This is a genomic window from Streptomyces cinerochromogenes, assembly GCF_014648635.1.
Taxonomy (GTDB): Bacteria; Actinomycetota; Actinomycetes; order Streptomycetales; family Streptomycetaceae; genus Streptomyces; species Streptomyces cinerochromogenes.
In genome coordinates this window covers 151,603-172,812 of record NZ_BMRM01000019.1, presented here as the reverse complement: position 1 = coordinate 172,812, position 21,210 = coordinate 151,603, and the positions used below count along the sequence as shown (strand labels likewise).

The following is a 21,210-nucleotide window of genomic DNA, read 5'->3' as shown; positions in this document are numbered from 1 at the left end:
CGTGTCGGAGGTGTCAGAGGATGGACGTCGTACAGAGGGACCGGTCGGACTCGGCGCGGTCCCGGGGCGGCCTGGCCCGCAGCACCAGGGCCGCCCGGCCCGACGCGCCGTACAGGACCGGACCGTCGTCCGCCCGGTCCGCGGGGGCGACGCCCCGGGGAGCCCGGCGGGTGAAGCCGAACACGCCCTCGCAGAAGGCCGCGTAGGGGCCGAGGAGTTCCGCCGGCATGCCGAGCACGACCCGGTGGAGCGCCTCCGGCCGCCCGGCGGAGGGGGCCGGCTCCGGGTACGGGATCCAGGTACGGCCGGCGGGCAGGGAGCGGGCCCCGGGCGCGGGCTCGGGCAGCAGCGTGTGGACGATGTCGCCGGGCCCGGAGACGACGGGCGCCCCCTGCGGGCCGTGCGTGACCGTCGCGCCGTACGCCCGCGCCGCCTCGACGGTCGCGGCGACGTCGTCGCAGGTGACGGCGATGTCGGCGACACCCTCGCCGTTGCGGGCCAGGAACCCGCGTGTCGCCCAGCCGGAGGTGATCACCAGGTGGGCCTCGCCGCGGCGCAGCAGCGCCGAACTCCGGTCGACCTCCACGCAGTCCGCGACCTGGACGAAGCCACGCCTGGCGACGTAGTGGCGGACCGCGGAGATCTTGTCCCGGGTGTACAGCTCGACGTGCGCTATGTCTCGCACCGTCATGGGGTGTTGACTCCTTGTGAGGATGAGCCGTGGAGTGGGCGCCGCGCAGCGGCCGTCGGCTACGACGCGACGGGCTGGACGGCGTACTCCCGTTCGCGTTTCAGCTCGCCGGAGGTCTGGGCCATGCGGCCCACGGTCCGGCGCAGGATCGGCGGTGCCATGACCGAGGTGACCACGGCCACCAGGACCACGATGGTGTAGGAGGCGGAATTGAGGACCTTGATGTTCAGGCCGACCGACGCGAGGACGATCTCCACGACGCCCCGGGCGTTGAGCCCGGCCCCGATGGCCAGGGCCTCGTCGTGGGCGAGCCGGCCCAGCCGGGCCCCCAGGTATCCGCCGGCCAGCTTCGCCCCGACGGCGACCAGCAGCGTGACCAGCGCGGCGCCGAGGACCGCGGGGCGCCTCAGCGCGGTCAGGTCGACCTGGAGTCCGGCGGTCGCCAGGAACAGCGGTGCCAGGACGCCCATCACGAAAGGCCGCGCCAGCTCCAGGAAGCGCCGGCTCCCCGCGCCGAGGGAACCGATGAGGGTGCCGCACAGGAAGGCGCCGAGCATCGGCTCCATCTTCAGCGCGTGGGTCCCGGCCGCGGCCAGGACGAGCAGCACCACGACCGCCGAGATACCGAGGTCGGAGCCGCTCGCGGACCGCTCGACCGTACGCATCACCCGGGCGACCAGCGGCCGGGCCAGGAACACGGTCGCGGCCAGCACGAGCAGCAGGTAGCCCACCGACTCGGCCACCACCCCGGCCCGGAAGCCCACCGTCGCCGTGGCCGACACGATCGACAGCAGCAGCCAGCCCAGGATGTCGCTGACGGCCGCCGCGCCGATGATGACCTGGCCGACGTTGCGGTGCATCAGCTTCATGTCCAGCAGCGTCTTCGCGATCACGGGGAGCGCGCTGACCGCGACGGCCACGCCGATGAACAGCGCGAAGACCGGACGGTGCCCGTTCTCGCCCATCACCGACGCGGGCAGCAGGAAGCCCAGGCCGATGCCGAGCGCCAGGGGAAGCAGCACGCTGCCCACGCTCACCCAGCCGATGGCCACCCGCCGGCGGCGCAGCAGGGCGAGGTCGATATGGGCCCCGGTGATGCCCACCAGCAGCAGCACACCCAGCTGGGCCACGGCGCCGAGCAGGTGCATCTGCTCGGCGTCGTGGGGGAGCAGCCGCTCCGACACCGCGGGGGCGACCGTGCCGAGCACGGAGGGGCCCACGAGGATGCCGGCGGCGAGTTCGCCGACCACCGCGGGCAGGTTCAGCCGCGCCGCCAGCCGCCCGAGGGCGGTGGCGACGATCAGCAGGACACCGATCTGCATCAGGAAGACGAGCATCGCGTCGTGGCTGATACCGGGCACGGGTCCGACGGCGAAAGCCATCTCGGTTCCTTTCGGTCCAGCGGTCAGCTGGTGTAGAGGCCTTCTTCTTCCATGGCGCGCAGGGCCCGGTAGTCCCGCTCGATGTCCCGCGGGTCCTCCGCGGCCAGGTAGACGTAACCCGGGGAGCTGATCAGGTCGACCGTCTCGCCGAGGTACTCGCCGGCGGTGACGCCGTGCGTGAGGAAGACCAGGGTCGGCAGCGCCTTCAGGCGGGCCGTCCAGTCCAGCGAACGCACCGTCCCGGCCGAGGAGTTGATCAGCGCGACGTTGCGCACGGCACCGCTCCAGGTGACCGCCGTGTCCTCGAAGTCCCGCAGCCGGCCGGGGGCCACCAGCAGGTCGGCCAGCAGACCGGTCTGGGACACGCCCGAGTACCGTTCGACGACGTCCGGCGCCGTCCCGCCGCCGAGGCGGGCGCCCGACTCGATGAGCACGGGGCCGCGCCCGGTCAGCATCACCTCGGTGTGCGCCGCGCCCCACCGCACGCCCAGCGCGTCCAGCGTCGCGCCGACGAAGCGGCACAACGGGCCGGCCTCCGCCGAGCCGACCGGCACCGGTTCCTCGAAGTCGTAGACCGGGTAGCCGGCGCTGCCGGTCCGCTTGGTGTACCGCCACAGCTCGGCCACCCGGTGCTCCCCGTCGCAGGAGACGGTGTTGGCGTAGTACTCGACTCCGCGCAGCCGCTCCTGCACGAGCACGACCGGGTTGGGCTGGCCGAAGAAGTTGTCGACGGCGAGCACCGTCTTGCACGCGGTGTGCACCTCGTCGGCGGTCCGGCAGAAGCGCACGTTGTCGGTTCCGGCGCTGCTCGGCGGCTTGACCACGGCCTCCTCCAGGCCGCCCGAGACGAACCAGTCCACGGCCTCGTCCGCGTCGGCGAACGCCCCGCCGTGCGGCACGGCCACGCCGGCCGCGGCGGCGGTCTCGCCCATGAGCTGCTTGTCGCGGCGCGCCGCGAGCGTCTCGTACCGGTTGCCCGGCAGCCCCATGAGGTGGGTGAGGGTGTCGGCGAGGATCACCCCCGACTCGGTGCCGGCCACGACCCGGTCCACGCCCAGCGCGGCGAGCTGCTCGGCCAGCCGCGCCGGCTCGGCCGTCCCGTCGAGCAGCGCCTCGAAGTCCTCGGGGCGGAAGCTGCGGGTGTAGTAGGGGGGCGGGGTGGGGGAGCTCTGCACATGGACCAGGGCGGTGCCGCGGTCGCGGAGGGCGGAGACGAGGGCGCGTCCGGTCGAGAAGCCGTCGACCACTGCGATCTTCATGATGTGTCTTCCGGGGCTCTCGTGGGTCAGGCCGGCGCGTCGGTCGCGTCGCCGTCGGTCGTGTCGTCGGTCTCGTAGAAGGAGCAGGCGACCCGGGCCCCGCCCGACATGCTCACCACGCCGACCTCCGGGTCGGTGCTGCCGCGGACCAGGCAGCCGTTGTAGCCGTCGCCGCCGGTGACCTGCGGATCGGTGAGGAACACGCCCCAGTTCAGGAAGAGTTCCTGGGTGCCCTGGCCCTCGTCGGCCGGGAACACCTCGGGCACCGGCCGGATGCGCTCCTGCACCACGTACGGCCCGTCGAGCGCCTCCGCGAGCCGGTCGCGCCACTCCTCGGGGCCGACCGTCCAGCCGGGCACGATGCCGCTGCCGCCGTGCAGCAGGGTGGGCTTGAGGATCAGGTCCTCCTGGTGGGCCCGGGCGTAGGCGAGGAGGTCGATCCGCTCGCCCGCGGCGTCCGTCGCCGTCTCCCGGACGTGCCGGGTCCACGGCAGGAACCGGTCGATGCAGGCGCGTTCGGCCGCCGAGAACGCCGAGCGGTTGCGGTCGTCGGAGAGCATGGCGAGCGCGCCCTTGTTGCCGTACAGCTCGGCGTCCAGGCGGCTGAACATGCCCACCCGGCCCTCCTCGAAGGCGCGCAGCAGCGGCTCGACCAGCGCGAGGTCGGCGGGGGTGGCGATCTCCTCCACGAGGAAGAAGCGGTACACCACGTCGATGGCCCGCCCGTGCGCCTCCAGCCGGCCGTCGCGCTCGGTGACCTGGCCCACGTGGCAGGGCACGGCGTCGATGCCGACGGAGTCGAAGAGCGCCGCCATGACCTTCAGCCGGGGCTCGTACGTCTTGAAGCTCTCCGGCCAGTCCACGAGGGCCACCACCGGGCGGCGGCCGCCGTCCATGTGCGCGGCGCACTCGGCGTACAGGGTGTCGACGATGCCCTGGAAGGTGTCGACGTAGCCGAGGCCGTGCTCGGCCACGAAGGAGGCCAGCACCGGGTGCTGGAGCATGGCCCGGTTGATGCCGGTGTTCTCGAAGCCGCCGAGAGCGCTGGTGATGTTCAGCTCCAGCAGCTTGAAGCCGTCGGCGCCCCGGTAGAGGTCGGAACGGGCGAGCGCCATCAGGGGCGGGCCCGCCTTCGCGGCGCGCTGCACCACGTCGGCCTGGGTGTCGGTCATGCCGACCTCCCGGGCCAGGGCGCCGGTGTCGCCGCCGAAGAGCCGGTCCGGGAGCTGGGTGAGCAGCTGGTGGGTCTGGTACAGGTCGGCGGCGACGGAGCGGCGCTCGGCGGCGGACAGGAAGACCGGCGAGGCGAGGAAGCGGCCCTGGTAGGCGACCGTGACGAGTTCGTCGGCCACCACCTGGCGGGTCAGCTCGACGGGGTCGACGCCCTGCCGGGCCAGCAGCTCCAGGTACTGCGTGCCGAGACCCGACCGGGGGGCGTGCGGGAGCTGGGTCATGGGTGGTTCTCTTTCGGTCGGTGCGGATGTGTTCAGGGCCGGTCCGGTACGGCGCTGCCGCCGGGAGCGGCTGGAGTGCCCTGCGCCGGGGCGCGGGGCGGGTGCCGGGGCTAGACGGCTTCGAGCTGCCTGCGGACGCCGAAGGCCAGGAGGAGCGCGACGAGCGCCATGACGCCGACGCCGAGGGCGTACACCGCGGGCGTCCCGTGGCTCTTGGAGACGACACCGGCGAGCGCCGCCCCGATGGGCAGGGCGCCCCAGGCGAAGAGCCGGTAGATGCTGTTGACCCGGCCCTGGAGGTCCTTCGGGACCAGTGTCTGGCGCAGGACCACGGTCACGACGTTCCAGGTGACGGTGGCGCAGGCGCCGAGGGCGAGCGCCAGCCCGACGGCCCACGCCGAGGGCACCAGCCAGATGACCAGGTTGCTGCACCCGATCGCGGTGACGACACAGACCAGTGCCCAGCCCTTGCCGATCCGCTCCACCAGCGGGGACGACAGCCGGGCGGCGGTGATCGCGCCGACGGCCTGGCAGGCCACCAGCACGCCGTACCCGACGTCGGAGAGCCCGAGCTTCTGGTGGGCGTGGACGACGAGGACGGCCAGCGCGCCGGTGTACACGATGTTGATGGCGCCGGCGGTCAGGGACAGGCTGCGCAGCAGCCGGTGCCGGAACAGCCAGCGCAGCCCGGTCGCCATGTCGGCGAGCAGCCGCGGGCGTTCCTTCGCGGCCGGGGCACCGTCCGCCTCGTCCGGAAGCGTCCTCAGCCGGCTCAGCAGGGTCGCGGAGGTGAAGAAGGTGGCCGCGTTCACCGCGAACGGGACCGCGGGGGCGAGCACGAACAGCGAGGACCCGATGAGCGGCCCGACGAACTGGCTGCCCACCGTCTCCGAACTCATGATGCGCCCGTTCGCCACGACGAGGTGCTCCTCGGGGACGACGGACGGCACCAGGATCTGGGCGGCGTTGCGGAAGAAGGTCTCGCAGGTGCCGATCAGGAAGAAGCACAGGTACAGCGCCCACAGGTTGCCCAGGCCCAGGGCGACCGACAGGACGAACAGGGTGACCAGACAGCCCCGGAACAGGTCGATGTACGTCATCGTCCGGCGCCGGTCGGCCCGGTCGACCAGGACCCCCGCCGGGATCCCGAACAGGGCGTACGGCAGGGTCAGGGCCACGCTCACGCCCGCGATGAGCCGGGGATCGTCCGTCAGGGTGCTCGCCAGCAGGGGCGCGGCGGCCAGGGACACCCCCTCGCCGATGGCCGAGGCGGCCGAGGCGCCCCACATTTTGGCGAACTGCCGGCCGAGCCCGGGGCGCCGGGGAGCGGCGCTGACCCCGGGCTCCGTGGTCAGCGATGCGTCGCTCGTCACGTGCTCTCCTTCTGAACCGGGGCTGTCCCGCGTTCGTTCGTGCTGGTCGAAGCGTTGGCCGGGCGCCCGCGCACCGCGCCTGGGCGCCCGTGCCCTCAGGCGAGGGGCAGCGACTTCAGGCGGTCCAGGCAGGCGCGCAGCTGGTCCAGGGCGACGAACTCGTCCGCCGTGTGCGCCTCGGTGATGAAGCCGGGGCCGCAGACGACGGTGGGGATGCCCGCGTGCTCCCAGATGAGGCCCGCCTCCGTGCCGAACGGGACGTACACGGGCTCCTCGGCCGTGCCGAAGGCCTTGCGGACGAAGGTGACGAACTCGTGGTCCGGCTCGATCGCGAAGGACGGGGTGTCGGACAGCTGTTCCACGGTGACCTCCGCGATGTCCGACAGGGCCCGCATGCCGTCGAGCAGGGCGCCGGTGGCGTGGCCGTGCAGGTCCGCGGCGATGCCGTCGCAGCCGTGCTCGGGGATGTTGCGGATCTCCAGCTCGACCACGCAGCTCTCGGGCACGATGTTGGGCTTCACGCCGCCGTCGATCCGGCCGATGTTGATCCAGGAGTGACCGATGTCGAACCGGTCGTCGCGGGGGCCCTCGGTCCGGAACTCCTCGTTGCGGGCCTGGGCGTGACCGGCCAGCGCGGCGGCGGCCACGATCGGGTTCGGCAGCTGCGGGGCGAGCGCCGCGTGCTTGGGCTCACCGGTGAAGGTGATGCGGTGGTTCTGCTTGCCCTTGTGGCCCACCACGACGTCCAGCCCGGTCGGTTCGCCGACGATGCAGCCGGTCACGTGCCCGCGCCAGGTGCGCATCTCCTCGACCAGACTGCGGGCGCCGACACAGCCGATCTCCTCCTCGTACGTGAGCATGAGGGTGACCGGCGTGGTGAGGCGCGCGTGGTCCGCCTGCGAGAGGATCGCGAGGCAGCAGGCGATGAAGCCCTTCATGTCCGCGGTGCCGCGGCCGATCGCCGCGTCCTCGGTCAGCCGCAGGGTGAAGGGGTCCGCCGACCACGACTGGCCGTCCACCGGGACCACGTCCGTGTGCCCCGACCAGACGACACCGCGCTCGCCGCCCCCGCCGGGACCCGCGGTCGCCACCAGGTTGGCCTTGGTCCGTGCCTCGTTCCAGTGCAGTTCGCTGTGGATGCCGTTGCCGACCAGCAACTCCCGGACGTAGTCGATCAGTTCGAGGTTCGACTTGTGGCTGGTGGTGTCGAAGCCCACCAGGCGCTCGAGGATGCCGAGCATGTGGGCGTACAGCTCGCTGTCGGAGCAGCGTACGGGGATGGCAGAGGACATGATGGCTCGCTGACGGTTCGGGGTGGGCGGTCGGCCGAGGGAGCGCGAGCGCCCGGCCGGGGGTGGTTTCCGGGCGCTCGCGGATGAGGGGCCCGGCCGCTTCCGTTTCCGGCGGCCGGGCGTGGGCTCAGGGAGCCGAGGTGGCGGACAGCCTGCTGTGCCCGACCTCCGGGAGCGACGGCGTCACCGGCTGACCGGCCGTGGTCAGGCGGAGGAGCCGGCGCACGTGCCGCTCGTCCAGGTCCTTCGTCGTCGCCGAGTGCAGGACGCAGCGGTTGTCCCAGACCACGACGTCGAGCGGGCTCCACTTGTGGCGGTAGACGAAGCGGTCGCTCGTGATGTGCGCGATCAGCTCCTCGATCAGCGCGGTGCTCTCGTCCTCCGGCAGGCCCTCGATGCCGATGACGCTGCCGATGACGCGCGGCTGGATGAACAGCGTCTCCCGGCCGGTGTCCGGGTGCCGGCGCACGAGCGGGTGGGTGATCTCCGGGGTCTGCTTGCGCTCCTCGGGGCCGATGTACTTCCAGCGGGCCCACGGGTCCTCACGGTCCGGCGACCAGCGGTACTGGTGGCGCACGCGCAGGGTCCGCAGGTAGGCCTTGCGCTCCTCGGGCAGCGCGGCGAAGGCGGCCTCGGCGTCGGCGAACAGGGTGTCGCCGCCGGAGTCCGGGATCTCCAGACCGTGCAGCATCGTCGCGCTGCCCGGAACGAGCTTGTAGGAGTAGTCGGAGTGCCAGCCCTGGCCGGAGGTCTTCATCTCCTTGTTGCGGCCCGGCTCGTTCTGGTTCGACAGGTACGTCAGGGTCGGCTCGTCGGGGTGCCGCAGCTTGAGGACGTGGTGCTCCTCGGGGCGGCCGAAGATGGTGCCGAATTTGGCGAACGTACCGGCCGATATGTCCTGGGCACGGAAGACCAGAACCTTGTGGTCCAGGTACGTCTCGAAGATCGCGCGACCCAGCTCGTCGATCACCTCAGGGGTGAGCGTGAGGTCTTTCACCTCGGCGGCGAAGGTCTCTGCGAGGCGGTCCGCGACGACCGCAGAATCAGCAGCCACTCTATTTCCTTTTCAGTCCAGCATTCATCGATCGGAGGCTGTGTGTGCCTGCTACGCGCTCAGCGGAAATCCCGGCTGAAGAAGACGCGGTGCGATCGCTCGTTTTTCTCGGAGTGAGTCAGCTCGTACTGGAGAGCCTGGTAGAAGGCGATGTTGTCGGTCATTTCGGCCCGGGTCCACAGCCGTACGCCCTTCAGACCGGCCGACCGCGCCATCGACTCCACCAGGGCGACCAGCCGCTTCCCGATGCCCTGCCCCTGGCAGGACGGCCTGACCGCCAGGTTGCGCAGGATCAGATAGGGGTCGTCCGGTTCCACCGTCACCATGCCGAGGATCCGGCCGTCGGCGACGGCGACGTGGGTGCGACCGGAGGCGGCCACCTGGTCGTAGTCGAGCAGCAGGGGCGCCGGCGGTTCGTCCACCAGGCCGAGGTACCTGCCGTAGGCCTCGCGGGCGATCTCCGCCAGGTCCGAGCTGTCGGCCGCCACGGCCGGGCGCGTCTGCGGCCGGGTGCCCTTCGCGTTACTCGCCATGTGTGTCCCGTTTCTGGTTCCCCGCGGGGAGCCGGCCGGCCTTCGGGTCAGGCGTCCTGCGCGGCGTGGCCGAGGCCCAGCGTCCGGGCTTCGCGGCTGCCCTCGAAGTACGAGCTGGCGTAGACCTGCTCGCCGTCCTCGGACGCGACCTTCTCGTTGAAGTCGCTGCCGACGTTGTAGTCGAACGTGACACGGGGGAACGCCAGGGCCTCGACGCGCTCCTTGTCGTACTGGGCGTCGACGGAGGAGAAGCGCAGCGCGTAGGCGAGCCGGGAGGGCATCGGGCCCTCGCCGAGCTGGACGCTGCGGTGCAGGACGTACTTGTCGAAGATGAGCGCGTCGCCCGGCTCGAAGGAGTCCTCCACGGCGAAGTGGTCCAGCAGGCCCTTCATCTCCGGCGAGTTCAGCAGGCTGTTCTTCAGCACGCTGAAGTCGTCGTAGGTGAGCTCCTCGCCCTCGGCGATCCGGGCCTGCATGTAGCCCGGCAGCAGGTTGATGTGCTGGTACACGAACTCGCCGGACAGCAGCTTCTTGGAGACGTACTTCATGCCGCCGCGCTGGCCGTCGGCGTCGACCGGGGTCAGGGGCGTCCAGATGGTGTAGCCCGAGTCCTCACGGCGCTGGAAGCCGAAGCTCTGGGTGCCGACGTGCCACGGGAAGCCGGTGCTCTTGTTCTTCTCCAGCTCGAATCCGAGGCCCTGGGTGAAGAACAGCCGCTCCCCGGTGAGCTTCGCCATGGCGGCCCCGAACTCGGGGTCGCCCATGGCCGAGAGGATCGTCGCGTCGTCGTTGCCGATGTCGTACTTCAGCTTGCTGAAGCCGGAGCCGTAGTTGTCGGCGGGCGGAGCGATCTGCGAGGTGCTGAGCTTCTTCATGTGCTCGACGAGATCGTCGGAGAAGATTTTGTTGAGCTTCAGGAAGCCGTGCTCCCGGAAGTCCGCTACGTCCTCGTCGGTGAGAGAGAATTCAGGGTTGATCATTGCTTCTTCCAGGGTCCGATCTTCACGCCGAAAATTCGCCATGACGGTAGCAATGATCTCGCTGTCGGGGAAGCGTTCACCGGTGCGGGGCATCAACCGGTCCGGCGCGTCGCGGACGTGACGCCACGCTTTTCCAAATCCTGGGCGAATTCCAGCCATTGCGCGGCATACTGCCGTGCGAGCCGGCCCACCAGCGGTTCGCAATGCCGGGGTACGGCGGCACTCAGCCCCGACCATTCGGCCAGCGCGTTGTACTGCAGAAGGCGCAGCAGACCGCGCCCCTCCTCGCGCAGCCGCAGGGCGGGGTCCTTGCTCAGCTTCCCCAGTAGCGACTCCGGGCGGGTGTGCTCGGCGAAGTCCCGGACGGGGCCGGGCTGTGCCGGTGCCGTCTCCGGGGCGCCGGGCGGGCTCTCCACGGCCGCGAGCCGGGTGGCCTCCGGCGCGGCGGCACGGGGTGCGGCCGCCTGCGCGGGCGGGGCGACGGGCGGTTCACCGGCCAGGATGCGTTTTCGGACGTCGCTGGCCGTGGCCGGGGAGATGCCCGCGAGGCGCGCGATCTCGCGCAGGGACGCGTTCGGGTTCTCGGCCATCACCTTGGCCGCCCGCCAGCGGCCCTCCATCACGTTCACCGGCCGCGCCCGGCCGTCCTGGCCGACGCGCTTGTCCAACTGCGGCTCGGCACCGGTTGAACAGCGCCGGATGGCCGCCACGGCCTTCGCGCTCAGTCCCGAGGCCCGGGCGATGGCCCGGGTGGACAGATGCGGGTGCGAGGCGATGATGCGGGCGGCGGCGGCACGCCGGTCGGCGAGCGACAGGGGCCGGCCGTGCGTCACGTTGACCTCGACCGCCCGGAGGAAGGCGTCGGCGTCGGAGCCGTCGAAGAACTCGACCTCGATGCTCTCGTCGCCGCGCAGCAGCGCGGCCAGGAGGCGGTGCCGGCCGTCGATCACGGTCATGTCGGAGCGCCGGACCAGGATCGGGGGCAGCGGGGTCTCCAGCGCGGCCAGCCGGGCGGCGTACTCCTCGTCCACCCCGTCGAGCCGCGGGGACTCACCGGGCAACAACACGCGGACCGGAACAGACGCTCCGTCCGCTCCGACAGCCGTGCGTGTGTCTGCCTCCGCGTGGGCGGAGGCGGCAGACGTGCTCCCGGGCCTCTTGGCGTCCGCTTGCTGCATGATTCCCCATTTTTCCCATACTCGTCCGGCCATGGGAGTGACAGCGTTTTCGTTCGTCGGGTCGCGTTCTGGGGCCGTCACTCCTGTGCGGAGCTTCATGGGCTCCGCACGCCGCGAAATCCTCCCGGCTGCAGCCGAGATGACGTCATGATCAAGGTTCGATAGCGATCCTGTCGAGGGAACCGGTGGTGAACACCAGGGATACGGGTCAGCTGTGTCACAGCTGTGACCTGGACAAATGTGGCCGCCTACGGAACTCGGCGTAGCCGACCGCGGCCCGTTTCCGGGAACTCAGAGTGAACTTGCGTCAATAGCAGTGGAGTTGACTGACGCGGGCCGAAACGGAGAGTGACGGGCGTGAGTTGCTTCACCCGGTCGGTAAGAAGTCCGTGAGGAGAAGAAAGGCGGGGGGTGGGCGAGACACCGCCGGACACCCCGCGATACCGGTTCGACGGGCGAGGAGACGCCCCCGCTCGCGTCCGCACGCCGACGAGCACGGTCGGCGCACCGGGCCGCGACCCGGTGCGCCGGACCGTTCCTCCCGCCGCGCCCGTACGGGGGACGACCGGGCGCGGCGGTGGCTTGCGCGGCCCCGGCGGCGGGCCGGGGCGGCGGGCCGGGACGGTGGGGTCAGCCCTGCCCCTTCTCGGCGGCCATGGCCGGCGGCCGGCCGCCGCCGCCCCGGGCCCCGTGGCCGAAACCGCCCCGCTTCTGCAGCGGGAGGTTCTTCATGAGCAGCGAGACGGCGAATCCGACCACCATGACGGGCACCGAGTAGAGGAACACGGTGGTCAGGGACGCCGAGTAGGCCTCGGCCAGGCCGTCGAACACGGAGTGGGGCAGCTTGTCGAGGTCGTCCGGTGAGAGGTTGGCGATGTCGGCGCCGCTGAGGCCCAGTTCGCCGTCCGGAAGGTGCTTCGGCAGTTCGACGGTCAGGCGCGCGGCCAGGATCGCCCCGAAGACCGCGTTGCCGAACAGCGCGCCGACGTTCCGCGACAGCGACACCGTCGAGGTGACCACGCCGAAGTCCCGCGGGGGAGCGGTGTTCTGGGCCGCCACCGTGACCGTCTGCTGGGAGAGGCCGGCGGCGACGCCGAGCAGCACCAGGTAGGCGCCGATCACCCACACGTTGAGGTCCGCCGTGAGGGTGGACAGCAGCAGCAGCGCGACCGTGCCGCAGCCCATGCTCGCCACGGGGAACCACTTGTAGCGTCCGGTCTTGAAGATGACCTGGCCGGCGACCAGCGACGCGACCATCATGCCGAGCAGGGCCGGGATCATGAGGATCGCCGAGTAGGCGACCGTCACACCGCTGACCAGCTGCAGGAAGAGCGGCAGGAAGTTGATCGCGCCGAACAGCGCCAGGCTGCTGAGCAGCGCCACCACGTTGGAGATGGTGAAGGTCGAGTCGCCGAACAGCCGCAGCGGGATGATCGGCTCGCCGACCCTGGCCTCGACCAGCAGCCAGGCCACCACGCTCGCCAGCGCTCCGGCCCCGAGTCCGAGGATCTGCGGGGAGGTCCAGTCGTAGCGGGCGCCGCCCCACGTCGTGAGCAGCACCAGGCAGGTCAGCGCCGCGCCCAGCAGCAGGATGCCCGGCACGTCGATCGTGGGGCGGTCGCCCTCGCGCCGGGGCAGGCGGAGACGGGTGACGACCATGGACAGGGCGACGACACCGACGGGCAGGTTGATGAAGAACACCCATCGCCAGCCGAACGCCTCGGTCACCAGGCCGCCGACGACGGGGCCCGCCACCGAGGCCACGGTGAACACGCCGGTGAACAGGCCCTGGTAGCGGGCTCGTTGGCGCGGCTCCAGCAGTTCGCCGATGATCGCCATGGCGAGCACCGCCAGACCGCCGCCGCCGATGCCCTGGACGACCCGGAAGACGATCAGCTGTCCCATCGACTGGGCCAGGCCGCAGGCCGCCGAGCCGAGGAGGAACGTCACGATGGAGAAGGTGAAGACGGGCTTGCGGCCGAAGAGGTCGCCCATCTTGCCGTAGACGGGCATGACGATGCTGAAGGACAGCATGTAGGCGACGAACACCCAGGCGTAGAGGTCCAGTCCGCCGAGGTTGCCGGCGATCGTGGGCCCCGCGGTGGCCACGATGGCCTGGTCCATCATCGCCATGAACGTGGTGATCAGCAGGCCGTAGAAGACCACTTTGACGGGGCGGCTGACCGGCGCGATCTCCTCGTCGGCCGCCTGTGGCGGCCCTGGTCGGTTCGCGGACATGCGTGTCTCCTGTGAGGTGGGGACGGGATGACGGACCCTCGGTCATTTATATGCTCGCGGCATGTATTTGTCCAGAGCATTCGACTGCTCCGGTCAGTCAGGTGGAGGCGTGCTCGGCGCTCTCCGGGGCGACCCGCTCGGGGAACCAGCGGGCCCGCAGCCGTCGCTCGATGGGCTGCTGGACCCTGACCGTCAGCAACCGGGCACAGACCAGCGAGACGGCGATGGCCAGGACGGCGAAGGGGAGGTGGATCCAGCGCGCGTCGGGCCATTCGAACCCGGTCTTGCCGGTGACGGGCATCGAGATCGAGAGGATCACCATGAAGTGGATCATGTACAGCGCGTACGACCAGTCGCCCAGCCTGACCACCGGCCGCCGGGCGAACCACGACCGGGCCCCGTCCCGCTCCTCGACCGCCAGACCGGCGATGAGCACCGCGAACACCGGTGTGACCACCGGGCCGAGGAGCGACTTCAGCTCCCAGACCATGTTCACCGCGCAGACCAGCGCCACCAGCGCCAGACAGACCCGGGGCGGCACCCGGGGCCGCCACCCGTTCCGTACCGCCGCACCGACGACCAGGCCGAGGAAGAACTGGTAGAAGGTGGCCGGCGGGGACATGGTGACCAGGACGCCGAGATCGGAGTCGATCCGGTCGAGGCCGACCGCGTCGGGGTGCTGCCAGCGCATCCAGCCGGCGACGGCCAGACCGAACACGACGGCGAGCCCGGCGAGCACCGCGAGCTGCCGCTGTGTGCGGCGGCGCAGCGGCCCGGCCAGGAACGGCAGGATCGCGTAGAAGGCGATCTCGCAGGAGAGCGTCCAGCTCTGCGGGTTCGGCGAGTTGCGGATCGCCGTCGGGACCCAGGCGTTGACCATCAGCAGCGTCAGCACGCTCATCACCAGCAGCCGGCCCGGTTCGGTGTCGGGCGCCCCGGCCATGAAGAGCGTCGCCAGCAGGGTGATGACCACGCTGAGCGGAACGACCCGCGTGAAGCGCCGCCAGTAGAAGCGGCCGGGAGTGCGTTCCCGCTCGAACGCGAAGGTCAGCACGAAGCCCGAGAGCACGAAGAAGAGAGGGACCCCCGCGTCGCCGAAGCCGAACAGGTCGAACGTACCGGGAATCGGCAGGAACGGATTGAGGTGCACGAAGACGACCCCCAGCGCCGCGACGCCGCGCAGCCCGGTGAGCCCGTCCAGGCGCGCGGTGAGAGGGCGCCCCGGCCCCTGGCCGGCCGGCGGAGCCGGTGCGAGGCGCGGTGGTGCGGGTTCGGTCGCGTCAGTGTCCATCAGCAGCTCCTCGAGGCGTGTGGTTCCCGACGGTCGGGGCCGCCGCTCGAAGGGCGCTCCAGGGCAGATCCAGCCACGGTCGTAAAGCCGCGCTTGAGCGAGTTTCGAGACCGCGCCCCCAGTGTCTGAGCCGACGACGTCCGAGCTGGCACCGCGCCGCACGTCCGCGGCTTCACCGGAAGGGACAGCCCTGATGAGTGACGAGCAGAAACGGGTACTGGTGGTCGGAGGCGGGCTGACCGGGCTGACGGCCGCCGTGTTCCTCGCCTGGCACGGGGTGTCGACGCTCGTCGTCGAGCGGCACACCGACACCCTGCTGCACCCGCGGGCGCGCGGCATCAACCCGCGCTCCGTGGAACTCCTGCGTCAGGTGGGCCTGGAAGAGGACCTGCACGCCAACCTCTCGATGGGCGTGGTGGCCACCGAGTCCGCCGACCAGTTGGTGCGGGCCGAGACCCTGGCCGCCGAGGAGTACGTACTGGACAGCCTCGCCCCGGGGGACGTCGGCGGGGTCAGCCCCTGCTCCTGGTGCGCCATCGACCAGGACCGGCTCGAGGTCCTCCTGCGCAAGCGCGCCACCGAACTCGGCGCGGACATCCGCTTCGGCACCGAACTCGCCGGCTTCGAACAGGGCCCGGACGGGGTCACCGCCGTCCTGCGCGATCTGTCGAGCGGCAACGAGACCGCCGTCACCGGGGCCTACCTGATCGCCGCGGACGGCTGGCGCAGCGGCGTGCGGACACGGCTCGGCGTGCGGTTCACCGGGCCCGGCGTACTCATGGAGACCCTCAGCGTGGTCTTCGAGGCCGACCTCGAACCCGTGCTGCGCGGCCGTCGCCCGGGACTGGCCTTCGTCAGCCGCCCCGTCGACAAGACGATCGTCTTCCCGCACGACGGCGACCGCGCCTGGGTGTTCGGCATGCCGTACTACGCGGCCGACGGCACCCCCGTCGGTGACGTGACCGAGGAACAGGTGCTGCGCTGGGTCCGTGAGGCCGTCGGCGTACCCGGCCTCGACGTCACGCTCAAGGTGCAGATCCCGCAGACCGGCGCCAAGATCCTGTCCTTCCCGATCGGCGGCTACACCGCGGAACGCTTCCGCAGCGGCCGGGTCTTCCTGGCCGGGGACGCCGCCCGGATGGTGCCGCCGAGCGGGGCCTTCGGCGGCAGCAGCGGGATCGCCGACGCCCACAACCTGGCCTGGAAACTCGCCTCGGTGCTCCGCGGCGAGGCGGGCGAGGGGCTGCTCGACACCTACGAGGAGGAACGCCGGCCGGTGTCGCTGTTCACGCTGGAACAGGCCATGGCGCGGATGGTCGGCCGCGGCGACGGCGAGCACCCCGGCGAGTCGGAGACCGCGGTGGAGGTCGACGGCACGGTCGTCCACCCGTACTGGAGCGTGGTCTTCGGCTACCGCTACCGCTCCGCCGCCGTGCTCGGCACCGACCCGCACGACCAGGAACCCGTCCACGCCCCGCGCGAACTGCGCGCCCAGCCCGGCAGCCGGGCCCCGCACCTGCCGCTGGTCCGGGACGGCCGGGAGATCTCGGCCCTGGACCTGTTCGGCGAGGGCTGGGTCCTGCTCGCCGGCGAGGAGGGGGCCGCCTGGGTCACGGCCGCCGAGGACGCCGCCGCACGGCGCGGGCTGCGGCTGACCGCACACCGTGTCGGCGGCGACGTCCAGGACCCGTCGGGTGGTTGGCCGGCCCGCTACGGAGTGGAGGACACCGGAGCCGTGCTGGTCCGGCCCGACGGGTTCGTGGCCTGGCGCTCGGCCGGCCTCCCGCCCGCCCCTCGGGCCGCACTGGAGCGTGCGCTGGACTCCCTGCTCCAGCTCGGCTGAGCCCGCGGCCACCGCGGGCCGGCACACCGCCGGGACCCGCCCACAACACCCGAACACGCCGAACCAAGGAGATCGCGATGACCGATGTGGACACCGGATACGCCCGGCTGGCCACCCTGATCAGAGCCACCCCCGACTCGGGCCTGAACGCCGCGCTCGCCGCCGGGCCCGGTGGCCTCGACACGGCGCTCGACACCGTCTTCGCCCACATGGCCTCGCTGGTCGACCCGGACCGGGTGAAGGGCGAGAAGGGCGTCTTCCAGTACGAGATCACCACCGACGAGGGCGTCAAGTCGCGATGGCTCCGCGTCGAGAACGACACCTGTGTGGCGGGCCGCGGCACCGACGACGGCGCCGACATCACCATCGGCATCCGCCTCGCCGACCTGGCCCGGCTCGCCACCGGTCAGCTCAGCGGCCAGCGCGCGTTCGTCACCGGGAGGATGAAGCTCAAGGGCAACGCCATGTTCGGGCTGAAGCTCGGCCAGTGGTTCCGCCGGGACTGAGGGGAGGAGCAGCCGATGAAACTGGGCCTGATGGTCAGCGCGTTCGACTGGCCGGGCGGAAGCCGGGAGTACGGCCGCACGCTGGGCCGGATCGGCCGGGACGCCGAACAGGCGGGCTTCAGCAGCCTCTGGGTGATGGACCACTTCTTCCAGACACCGCTGAACGGGCCGCCCGAGGGGGACTGCCTGGAGGCGTACACGACGCTGGCGTACATCGCCGGGCAGACCACGACGCTGCGCCTGGGCACCATGGTCTCGGGGGTGACCCACCGTCACCCGGCGGTGCTCGTCAAGACGGTCACGACGCTGGACGTCCTGTCGGGCGGGCGGGCCGCGCTCGGGATCGGGGCCTCCTGGTACGAGGAGGAGCAACGGGCGTACGGCATCCCGGTCCGCCCGCTGCGCGAACGCTTCGAACGGCTGGAGGAGGCGCTGCGGATCGCCCACCGGATGTGGGCCGGGGACGAGAGCCCGTTCAAGGGCGAGCACTACCAGCTGGAGCGGCCCCTGAACGCGCCGGCCCCCCTCAGCAGGCCGCATCCGCCGATCCTGGTCGGCGGACAGGGGGAGAAGCGGACGTTCCGGCTGATCGCGCAGTACGCGGACGCCTGCAACTTCTACGAGCCGCCCACCCCGGAGATGCTCGCCGAGAAGATGAGGACCCTGCCGCCCGACCACCCGATGCGCCGGGGCGGCGGCCGGGACCCCTTCGGCATGCTCCGCCGCAAGCTCGCCGTGCTGCGCGAACGCTGCGAGGAGTACGGGCGCCCCTGGACGGAGCTGGAGAAGACCACCCTGGGCGGCGTCACCCTCTCGCGCACCGGCGGCAGCGGCACCATGACGCCCGCGCAGGCCGTGGACCGCTACGGCGCCCTCGCCGGACTCGGCATCGACCACGCGGTGGTCGAACCGTCCGACCTGCACCGGCCCGGCGCGCTGGAACTGTGGGGGGAGGTCGTCGCCCAGGTGCGCTGACCCTCCCGCACAGCCCGCTCCGCCCTGCCTTCGCCGTCCCGCCCGCCACCCTCCGGCGGGCGGGACGACGTCGTGCCCCGGCCCGCGCGGAGCACCGTGCGCGGGCGCTGCCCGGCGGCCGGTGCCGGGCAGGACCCGTCGTGCGTCAGGGGGTGCGCCAGGTCGTTCTGCCCGTGGGGGAGGGGAAGGACGAGTGGGCCCAGGGGGCCGGTTCGGGGGTGTCGGCCGGTGCGCCGGGCGGGGCCCCCGAACCGGCCAGCGCGGCGACGAGGGCCGTCAGTACGGCGGCGAGTTCCTCGGGGGCCGGACGGCCGCGCAGGACGCGTACCGCACCGGCGCCCGGCGCTGTGCCGCTCACTGCGGCGGGTTGCCGTGCTTGCGGCTGGGCAGCGCGGCGTGCTTGGCCCGGAGCATCGCCAGGGCGGCGATGACCCGGGCGCGGGTCTCGGCCGGATCGATCACACTGTCCACCAGGCCGCGCTCCGCCGCGTAGTACGGGTGCATCAGCTCGGCCCGGTACTCCTTGACGAGCCGGGCGCGGGCGGCGTCGGGATCCTCCGCGGCCGCGATCTCGCGGCGGAACACCACGTTGGCCGCGCCCTCGGCACCCATGACCGCGATCTCGTTCCCGGGCCAGGCCAGGGAGACGTCCGTGCCGATGGAGCGCGAGTCCATCACGATGTACGCGCCCCCGTACGCCTTCCGCAGGATCACCTGCACCCGGGGCACCGTGGCGTTGCAGTAGGCGTACAGCAGCTTGGCGCCGTGCCGGATGACACCGCCGTGCTCCTGGTCCACGCCGGGCAGGAAACCGGGCACGTCGACCAGGGTGACCAGCGGGATGTTGAACGCGTCGCAGGTCTGCACGAAGCGCGACGCCTTCTCGGAGGCCCGGATGTCCAGCACCCCCGCGAACGACGCGGGCTGGTTGGCCACGATCCCCACGGTGCGTCCGTCCAGCCGGGCCAGCGCGCACACGATGTTCGCCGCCCAGGTCTCCTGGATCTCGAAGAAGTCCCCGTCGTCCACGAGCTCGGTGATGACCGCGCGCATGTCGTACGAGCGGCCGGGGTCGACCGGGACGAGGTCGAGCAGCGCCTCCGTCCCGCGGTCGGCGGGGTCGTCGCACGGCTCGGCGGGTGGCAGCTCACGGTTGTTGGAGGGCAGCAGGGACAGCAGGTGCCGTACGTCCTCCAGGCACGTCTCCTCGTCGTCGTACACCCCGTGCGCCACCCCGGAGAGCGACGCGTGGGCGTCCGCGCCGCCGAGGGCCTCGTGCGTGACCACCTCGCCCGTGACCGCCTGCACCACGTCCGGGCCGGTCAGGAACATCTGCCCGGTGCCGCGCACCATGAAGACGAAGTCGGTCAGCGCCGGGGCGTAGGCGGCGCCACCGGCGCACGGACCGAGGATCACGCTGATCTGCGGGATCACCCCCGAGTTGCGGACGATCCGGGTGAAGATGCCGCCGTAGCCGGCGAGCGCCGTGACACCCTCCTGGATGCGCGCGCCCGCCCCGTCGCAGAGGCCGACGACCGGCGCGCCGGCCCCCTCCGCCAGGTCGATCAGCTTGTGGATCTTCGTGGCGTGGGCCTCGCCGAGTGCCCCGCCGAAGATCCGGAAGTCGTGCGCGTACACGAAGACGGTCCGCCCGTGCACCCGGCCCCAGCCGGTGACGACACCGTCGGTGTGCGGACGCCGCTCCTCCAGCCCGAAGCCGGTGGCACGGTGCCGCCGCAGCTCCTCGATCTCGGTGAAGCTGCCCGGGTCGAGCAGGAGGTCGATCCGCTCCCGCACGGTCAGTTTGCCCTTCGCGTGCTGGGCCTGTGTCGCCCGTTCACTCGGTCCGTTGCGCACGCTCCCGAGCAGCTCGGTGAGTTCGGCGACGCGGTCGCGCAGATGGCCGTCCATGGGCGCCGCCGGCAGGGAATCCAGGGAATCTCCGACGTGGGTCATGCCGCACAGGGTCGGCAGAACCGCTCAAGCCGGGCTCGACCGGGCGTTGACGTACGGATCGAGTCCGCCCCGAACGGGCCGGTCCAGCCTTCCGCCATGACACCGTCGCAGTGCCGCTCCGTGGTCCTGATGCTGCCGGGGACCGGAGCGCAGCACCCCCGCATGGCCCTCGGCCTCTGGCGCCGCCAGCCGGTCTTCACCGAAGCCGTCGAAGCGGTGCTGGACCGGCTCGGCCCCGAGGGCGAGGCGATCCGCGCGGACTGGCTCGCCGACGAACCCCGGGTCCCCCTGGACGCCGACAGCCGCGCCGCGCCGCTGCTGTTCGCCGTGGACTACGCCATGGGGCGGCTGGTGCAGAGCTGGGGCGTGCGTCCGGCGGCGTATCTGGGACACAGCATGGGGGAGCTCGCCGCCGCGGTGCTCACCGGCGTCTTCGGCCTGGACGCCGCGGTACGGCTGCTGTGGGAGCGGGTCCGGATGCAGCGCTCCACACCGGCCGGCGGGATGCTGGCGGTGGCGGCCGGGCCGCGGGAACTGTCCGGCTACCTGGGCGGCGACCTGGTGGTGGGCGCGGTGAACGGGCCGCGCCACACCGTGCTGTCCGGCCCGGAGCACCTGCTGCGCGCGGCCGAGCACGCCCTGCGGGCGGACGGCAGGACCTTCCGGAGGCTGGGCACGCACACGCCGTACCACAGCCCCGCCCTCGCCCCGCTGGTGGCCGACACCGTGGACCTCGTGGCCCGGCTGCGCCCGGCCGTCCCCCGCGCCCCGCTGTACTCCGCCTACACCGCGGGCCCCCTCCGCGCGCACGAGGCCGTCGACCCGCACTTCTGGGCCGTGCAGCCGACCCGGCCCGTGATGTTCTGGCGCACGCTCGACCGGGTGCTGAGGGACGGCGACCGCCTCCTGGTGGAGACGGGCCCGGCACAGACCCTGACCGTGCTCGCCCGGGCGCATCCGGCGGTGCGCGCGGGCCGCAGCGCCGTGGTGCCGACGCTGCCGCCCCGGGCGGCCGGGCCCGACGCGGACCGGCGCTGCGTCGAGGCGGCGCGGGCGGCTCTGGCCGACGGCGGGCACCTGACGGCGCGCCGGGCCTTCGAGGCCGCCTTGAGCCCGCCCGGCGATGCTCGCACCCGCCACGGCGAGGACGGCGGGCTCCCCCGAACCGGCCGGTCCGGCCGAGGCACTCGACACACCTGACGATC

General features: G+C 72.0%; 18 protein-coding genes. 4 read left to right on the top strand and 14 right to left on the bottom strand.

Annotated elements, in window-relative coordinates; all coding sequences use genetic code 11:
- Positions 1–13: 13 nt before the first annotated feature.
- The 12 genes from IEZ20_RS31390 to IEZ20_RS31335 all read right to left on the bottom strand — a co-directional run bounded on the left by IEZ20_RS31390 (position 14) and on the right by IEZ20_RS31335 (position 14,725).
- Complete coding sequence (locus IEZ20_RS31390; RefSeq protein WP_189304941.1) at positions 14–691, bottom strand: VOC family protein; 678 nt, start codon at positions 689–691, stop codon at positions 14–16.
- Positions 692–750: 59 nt separating this feature from the next.
- Positions 751–2,073, bottom strand: coding sequence for a cation:proton antiporter (locus IEZ20_RS31385; RefSeq protein WP_189304939.1), 1,323 nt, complete (start codon positions 2,071–2,073; stop codon positions 751–753).
- A 23-nt stretch (positions 2,074–2,096) separates the two neighbouring features.
- Positions 2,097–3,332: a hypothetical protein gene (locus IEZ20_RS31380; protein ID WP_189304937.1), complete on the bottom strand. Its 1,236-nt coding sequence runs from the start codon at positions 3,330–3,332 to the stop codon at positions 2,097–2,099.
- Between the two features lie 26 nt (positions 3,333–3,358).
- The gene (locus IEZ20_RS31375) at positions 3,359–4,786 is read right to left on the bottom strand and encodes a hypothetical protein (protein WP_189304935.1); all 1,428 of its coding nucleotides are present in this window, start codon (positions 4,784–4,786) and stop codon (positions 3,359–3,361) included.
- 110 nt (positions 4,787–4,896) lie between these two features.
- Positions 4,897–6,159: an MFS transporter gene (locus IEZ20_RS31370; RefSeq protein ID WP_229896359.1), complete on the bottom strand. Its 1,263-nt coding sequence runs from the start codon at positions 6,157–6,159 to the stop codon at positions 4,897–4,899.
- Positions 6,160–6,254: 95 nt separating this feature from the next.
- Complete coding sequence (gene argE, locus IEZ20_RS31365; RefSeq protein ID WP_189304933.1) at positions 6,255–7,451, bottom strand: acetylornithine deacetylase; 1,197 nt, start codon at positions 7,449–7,451, stop codon at positions 6,255–6,257.
- Positions 7,452–7,578: 127 nt separating this feature from the next.
- The gene (locus tag IEZ20_RS31360; RefSeq protein WP_189304931.1) at positions 7,579–8,505 is read right to left on the bottom strand and encodes a TauD/TfdA dioxygenase family protein; all 927 of its coding nucleotides are present in this window, start codon (positions 8,503–8,505) and stop codon (positions 7,579–7,581) included.
- Positions 8,506–8,564: 59 nt separating this feature from the next.
- On the bottom strand, positions 8,565–9,038 hold the full coding sequence (locus IEZ20_RS31355) for a GNAT family N-acetyltransferase (protein ID WP_189304929.1): 474 nt from the start codon (positions 9,036–9,038) through the stop codon (positions 8,565–8,567).
- 47 nt (positions 9,039–9,085) lie between these two features.
- On the bottom strand, positions 9,086–10,018 hold the full coding sequence (locus tag IEZ20_RS31350) for a phytanoyl-CoA dioxygenase family protein (RefSeq protein WP_189304927.1): 933 nt from the start codon (positions 10,016–10,018) through the stop codon (positions 9,086–9,088).
- Positions 10,019–10,110: 92 nt separating this feature from the next.
- Positions 10,111–11,085, bottom strand: coding sequence for a ParB/RepB/Spo0J family partition protein (locus IEZ20_RS31345; RefSeq protein ID WP_229896358.1), 975 nt, complete (start codon positions 11,083–11,085; stop codon positions 10,111–10,113).
- Between the two features lie 741 nt (positions 11,086–11,826).
- Positions 11,827–13,434, bottom strand: a complete 1,608-nt coding sequence (locus IEZ20_RS31340; RefSeq protein WP_189304921.1) for an MDR family MFS transporter — start codon at positions 13,432–13,434, stop codon at positions 11,827–11,829.
- Positions 13,435–13,531: 97 nt separating this feature from the next.
- The gene (locus tag IEZ20_RS31335; protein ID WP_189304919.1) at positions 13,532–14,725 is read right to left on the bottom strand and encodes an acyltransferase family protein; all 1,194 of its coding nucleotides are present in this window, start codon (positions 14,723–14,725) and stop codon (positions 13,532–13,534) included.
- Positions 14,726–14,918: 193 nt separating this feature from the next.
- Between IEZ20_RS31335 and IEZ20_RS31330 the strand changes: the two genes are divergently transcribed.
- The 3 genes from IEZ20_RS31330 to IEZ20_RS31320 all read left to right on the top strand — a co-directional run bounded on the left by IEZ20_RS31330 (position 14,919) and on the right by IEZ20_RS31320 (position 18,049).
- On the top strand, positions 14,919–16,568 hold the full coding sequence (locus IEZ20_RS31330; protein WP_189304917.1) for an FAD-dependent oxidoreductase: 1,650 nt from the start codon (positions 14,919–14,921) through the stop codon (positions 16,566–16,568).
- Between the two features lie 77 nt (positions 16,569–16,645).
- Positions 16,646–17,074, top strand: a complete 429-nt coding sequence (locus IEZ20_RS31325) for an SCP2 sterol-binding domain-containing protein (RefSeq protein ID WP_189304914.1) — start codon at positions 16,646–16,648, stop codon at positions 17,072–17,074.
- A 15-nt stretch (positions 17,075–17,089) separates the two neighbouring features.
- On the top strand, positions 17,090–18,049 hold the full coding sequence (locus tag IEZ20_RS31320; protein WP_189304912.1) for an LLM class F420-dependent oxidoreductase: 960 nt from the start codon (positions 17,090–17,092) through the stop codon (positions 18,047–18,049).
- Between the two features lie 145 nt (positions 18,050–18,194).
- Here the strand turns inward: IEZ20_RS31320 and IEZ20_RS31315 are convergent, their stop codons facing one another.
- The gene (locus tag IEZ20_RS31315) at positions 18,195–18,407 is read right to left on the bottom strand and encodes an acyl-CoA carboxylase epsilon subunit (protein ID WP_189304910.1); all 213 of its coding nucleotides are present in this window, start codon (positions 18,405–18,407) and stop codon (positions 18,195–18,197) included.
- Positions 18,404–19,960: an acyl-CoA carboxylase subunit beta gene (locus tag IEZ20_RS31310; protein ID WP_373304003.1), complete on the bottom strand. Its 1,557-nt coding sequence runs from the start codon at positions 19,958–19,960 to the stop codon at positions 18,404–18,406. The genes IEZ20_RS31315 and IEZ20_RS31310 overlap by 4 nt, the downstream gene beginning before the upstream one ends.
- Positions 19,961–20,101: 141 nt before the next feature.
- Between IEZ20_RS31310 and IEZ20_RS31305 the strand changes: the two genes are divergently transcribed.
- A complete protein-coding gene (locus IEZ20_RS31305; protein ID WP_189304906.1) occupies positions 20,102–21,205 on the top strand; it encodes an acyltransferase domain-containing protein in 1,104 nt (367 codons plus the stop codon).
- Positions 21,206–21,210 lie beyond the last annotated feature (5 nt).

What these genes read in the sequence shown, in the direction of transcription:
- IEZ20_RS31355 (WP_189304929.1), bottom strand. Translation starts at nt 9,038, where the DNA reads ATGGCGAGTAACGCGAAGGGCACCCGGCCGCAGACGCGCCCGGCCGTG.
- IEZ20_RS31350 (WP_189304927.1), bottom strand. Translation starts at nt 10,018, where the DNA reads ATGATCAACCCTGAATTCTCTCTCACCGACGAGGACGTAGCGGACTTC.
- argE (WP_189304933.1), bottom strand. Translation starts at nt 7,451, where the DNA reads ATGTCCTCTGCCATCCCCGTACGCTGCTCCGACAGCGAGCTGTACGCC.
- IEZ20_RS31335 (WP_189304919.1), bottom strand. Translation starts at nt 14,725, where the DNA reads ATGGACACTGACGCGACCGAACCCGCACCACCGCGCCTCGCACCGGCT.
- IEZ20_RS31330 (WP_189304917.1), top strand. Translation starts at nt 14,919, where the DNA reads ATGAGTGACGAGCAGAAACGGGTACTGGTGGTCGGAGGCGGGCTGACC.
- IEZ20_RS31375 (WP_189304935.1), bottom strand. Translation starts at nt 4,786, where the DNA reads ATGACCCAGCTCCCGCACGCCCCCCGGTCGGGTCTCGGCACGCAGTAC.
- IEZ20_RS31380 (WP_189304937.1), bottom strand. Translation starts at nt 3,332, where the DNA reads ATGAAGATCGCAGTGGTCGACGGCTTCTCGACCGGACGCGCCCTCGTC.
- IEZ20_RS31320 (WP_189304912.1), top strand. Translation starts at nt 17,090, where the DNA reads ATGAAACTGGGCCTGATGGTCAGCGCGTTCGACTGGCCGGGCGGAAGC.
- IEZ20_RS31325 (WP_189304914.1), top strand. Translation starts at nt 16,646, where the DNA reads ATGACCGATGTGGACACCGGATACGCCCGGCTGGCCACCCTGATCAGA.
- IEZ20_RS31390 (WP_189304941.1), bottom strand. Translation starts at nt 691, where the DNA reads ATGACGGTGCGAGACATAGCGCACGTCGAGCTGTACACCCGGGACAAG.
- IEZ20_RS31310 (WP_373304003.1), bottom strand. Translation starts at nt 19,960, where the DNA reads ATGGACGGCCATCTGCGCGACCGCGTCGCCGAACTCACCGAGCTGCTC.
- IEZ20_RS31340 (WP_189304921.1), bottom strand. Translation starts at nt 13,434, where the DNA reads ATGTCCGCGAACCGACCAGGGCCGCCACAGGCGGCCGACGAGGAGATC.
- IEZ20_RS31305 (WP_189304906.1), top strand. Translation starts at nt 20,102, where the DNA reads ATGACACCGTCGCAGTGCCGCTCCGTGGTCCTGATGCTGCCGGGGACC.
- IEZ20_RS31385 (WP_189304939.1), bottom strand. Translation starts at nt 2,073, where the DNA reads ATGGCTTTCGCCGTCGGACCCGTGCCCGGTATCAGCCACGACGCGATG.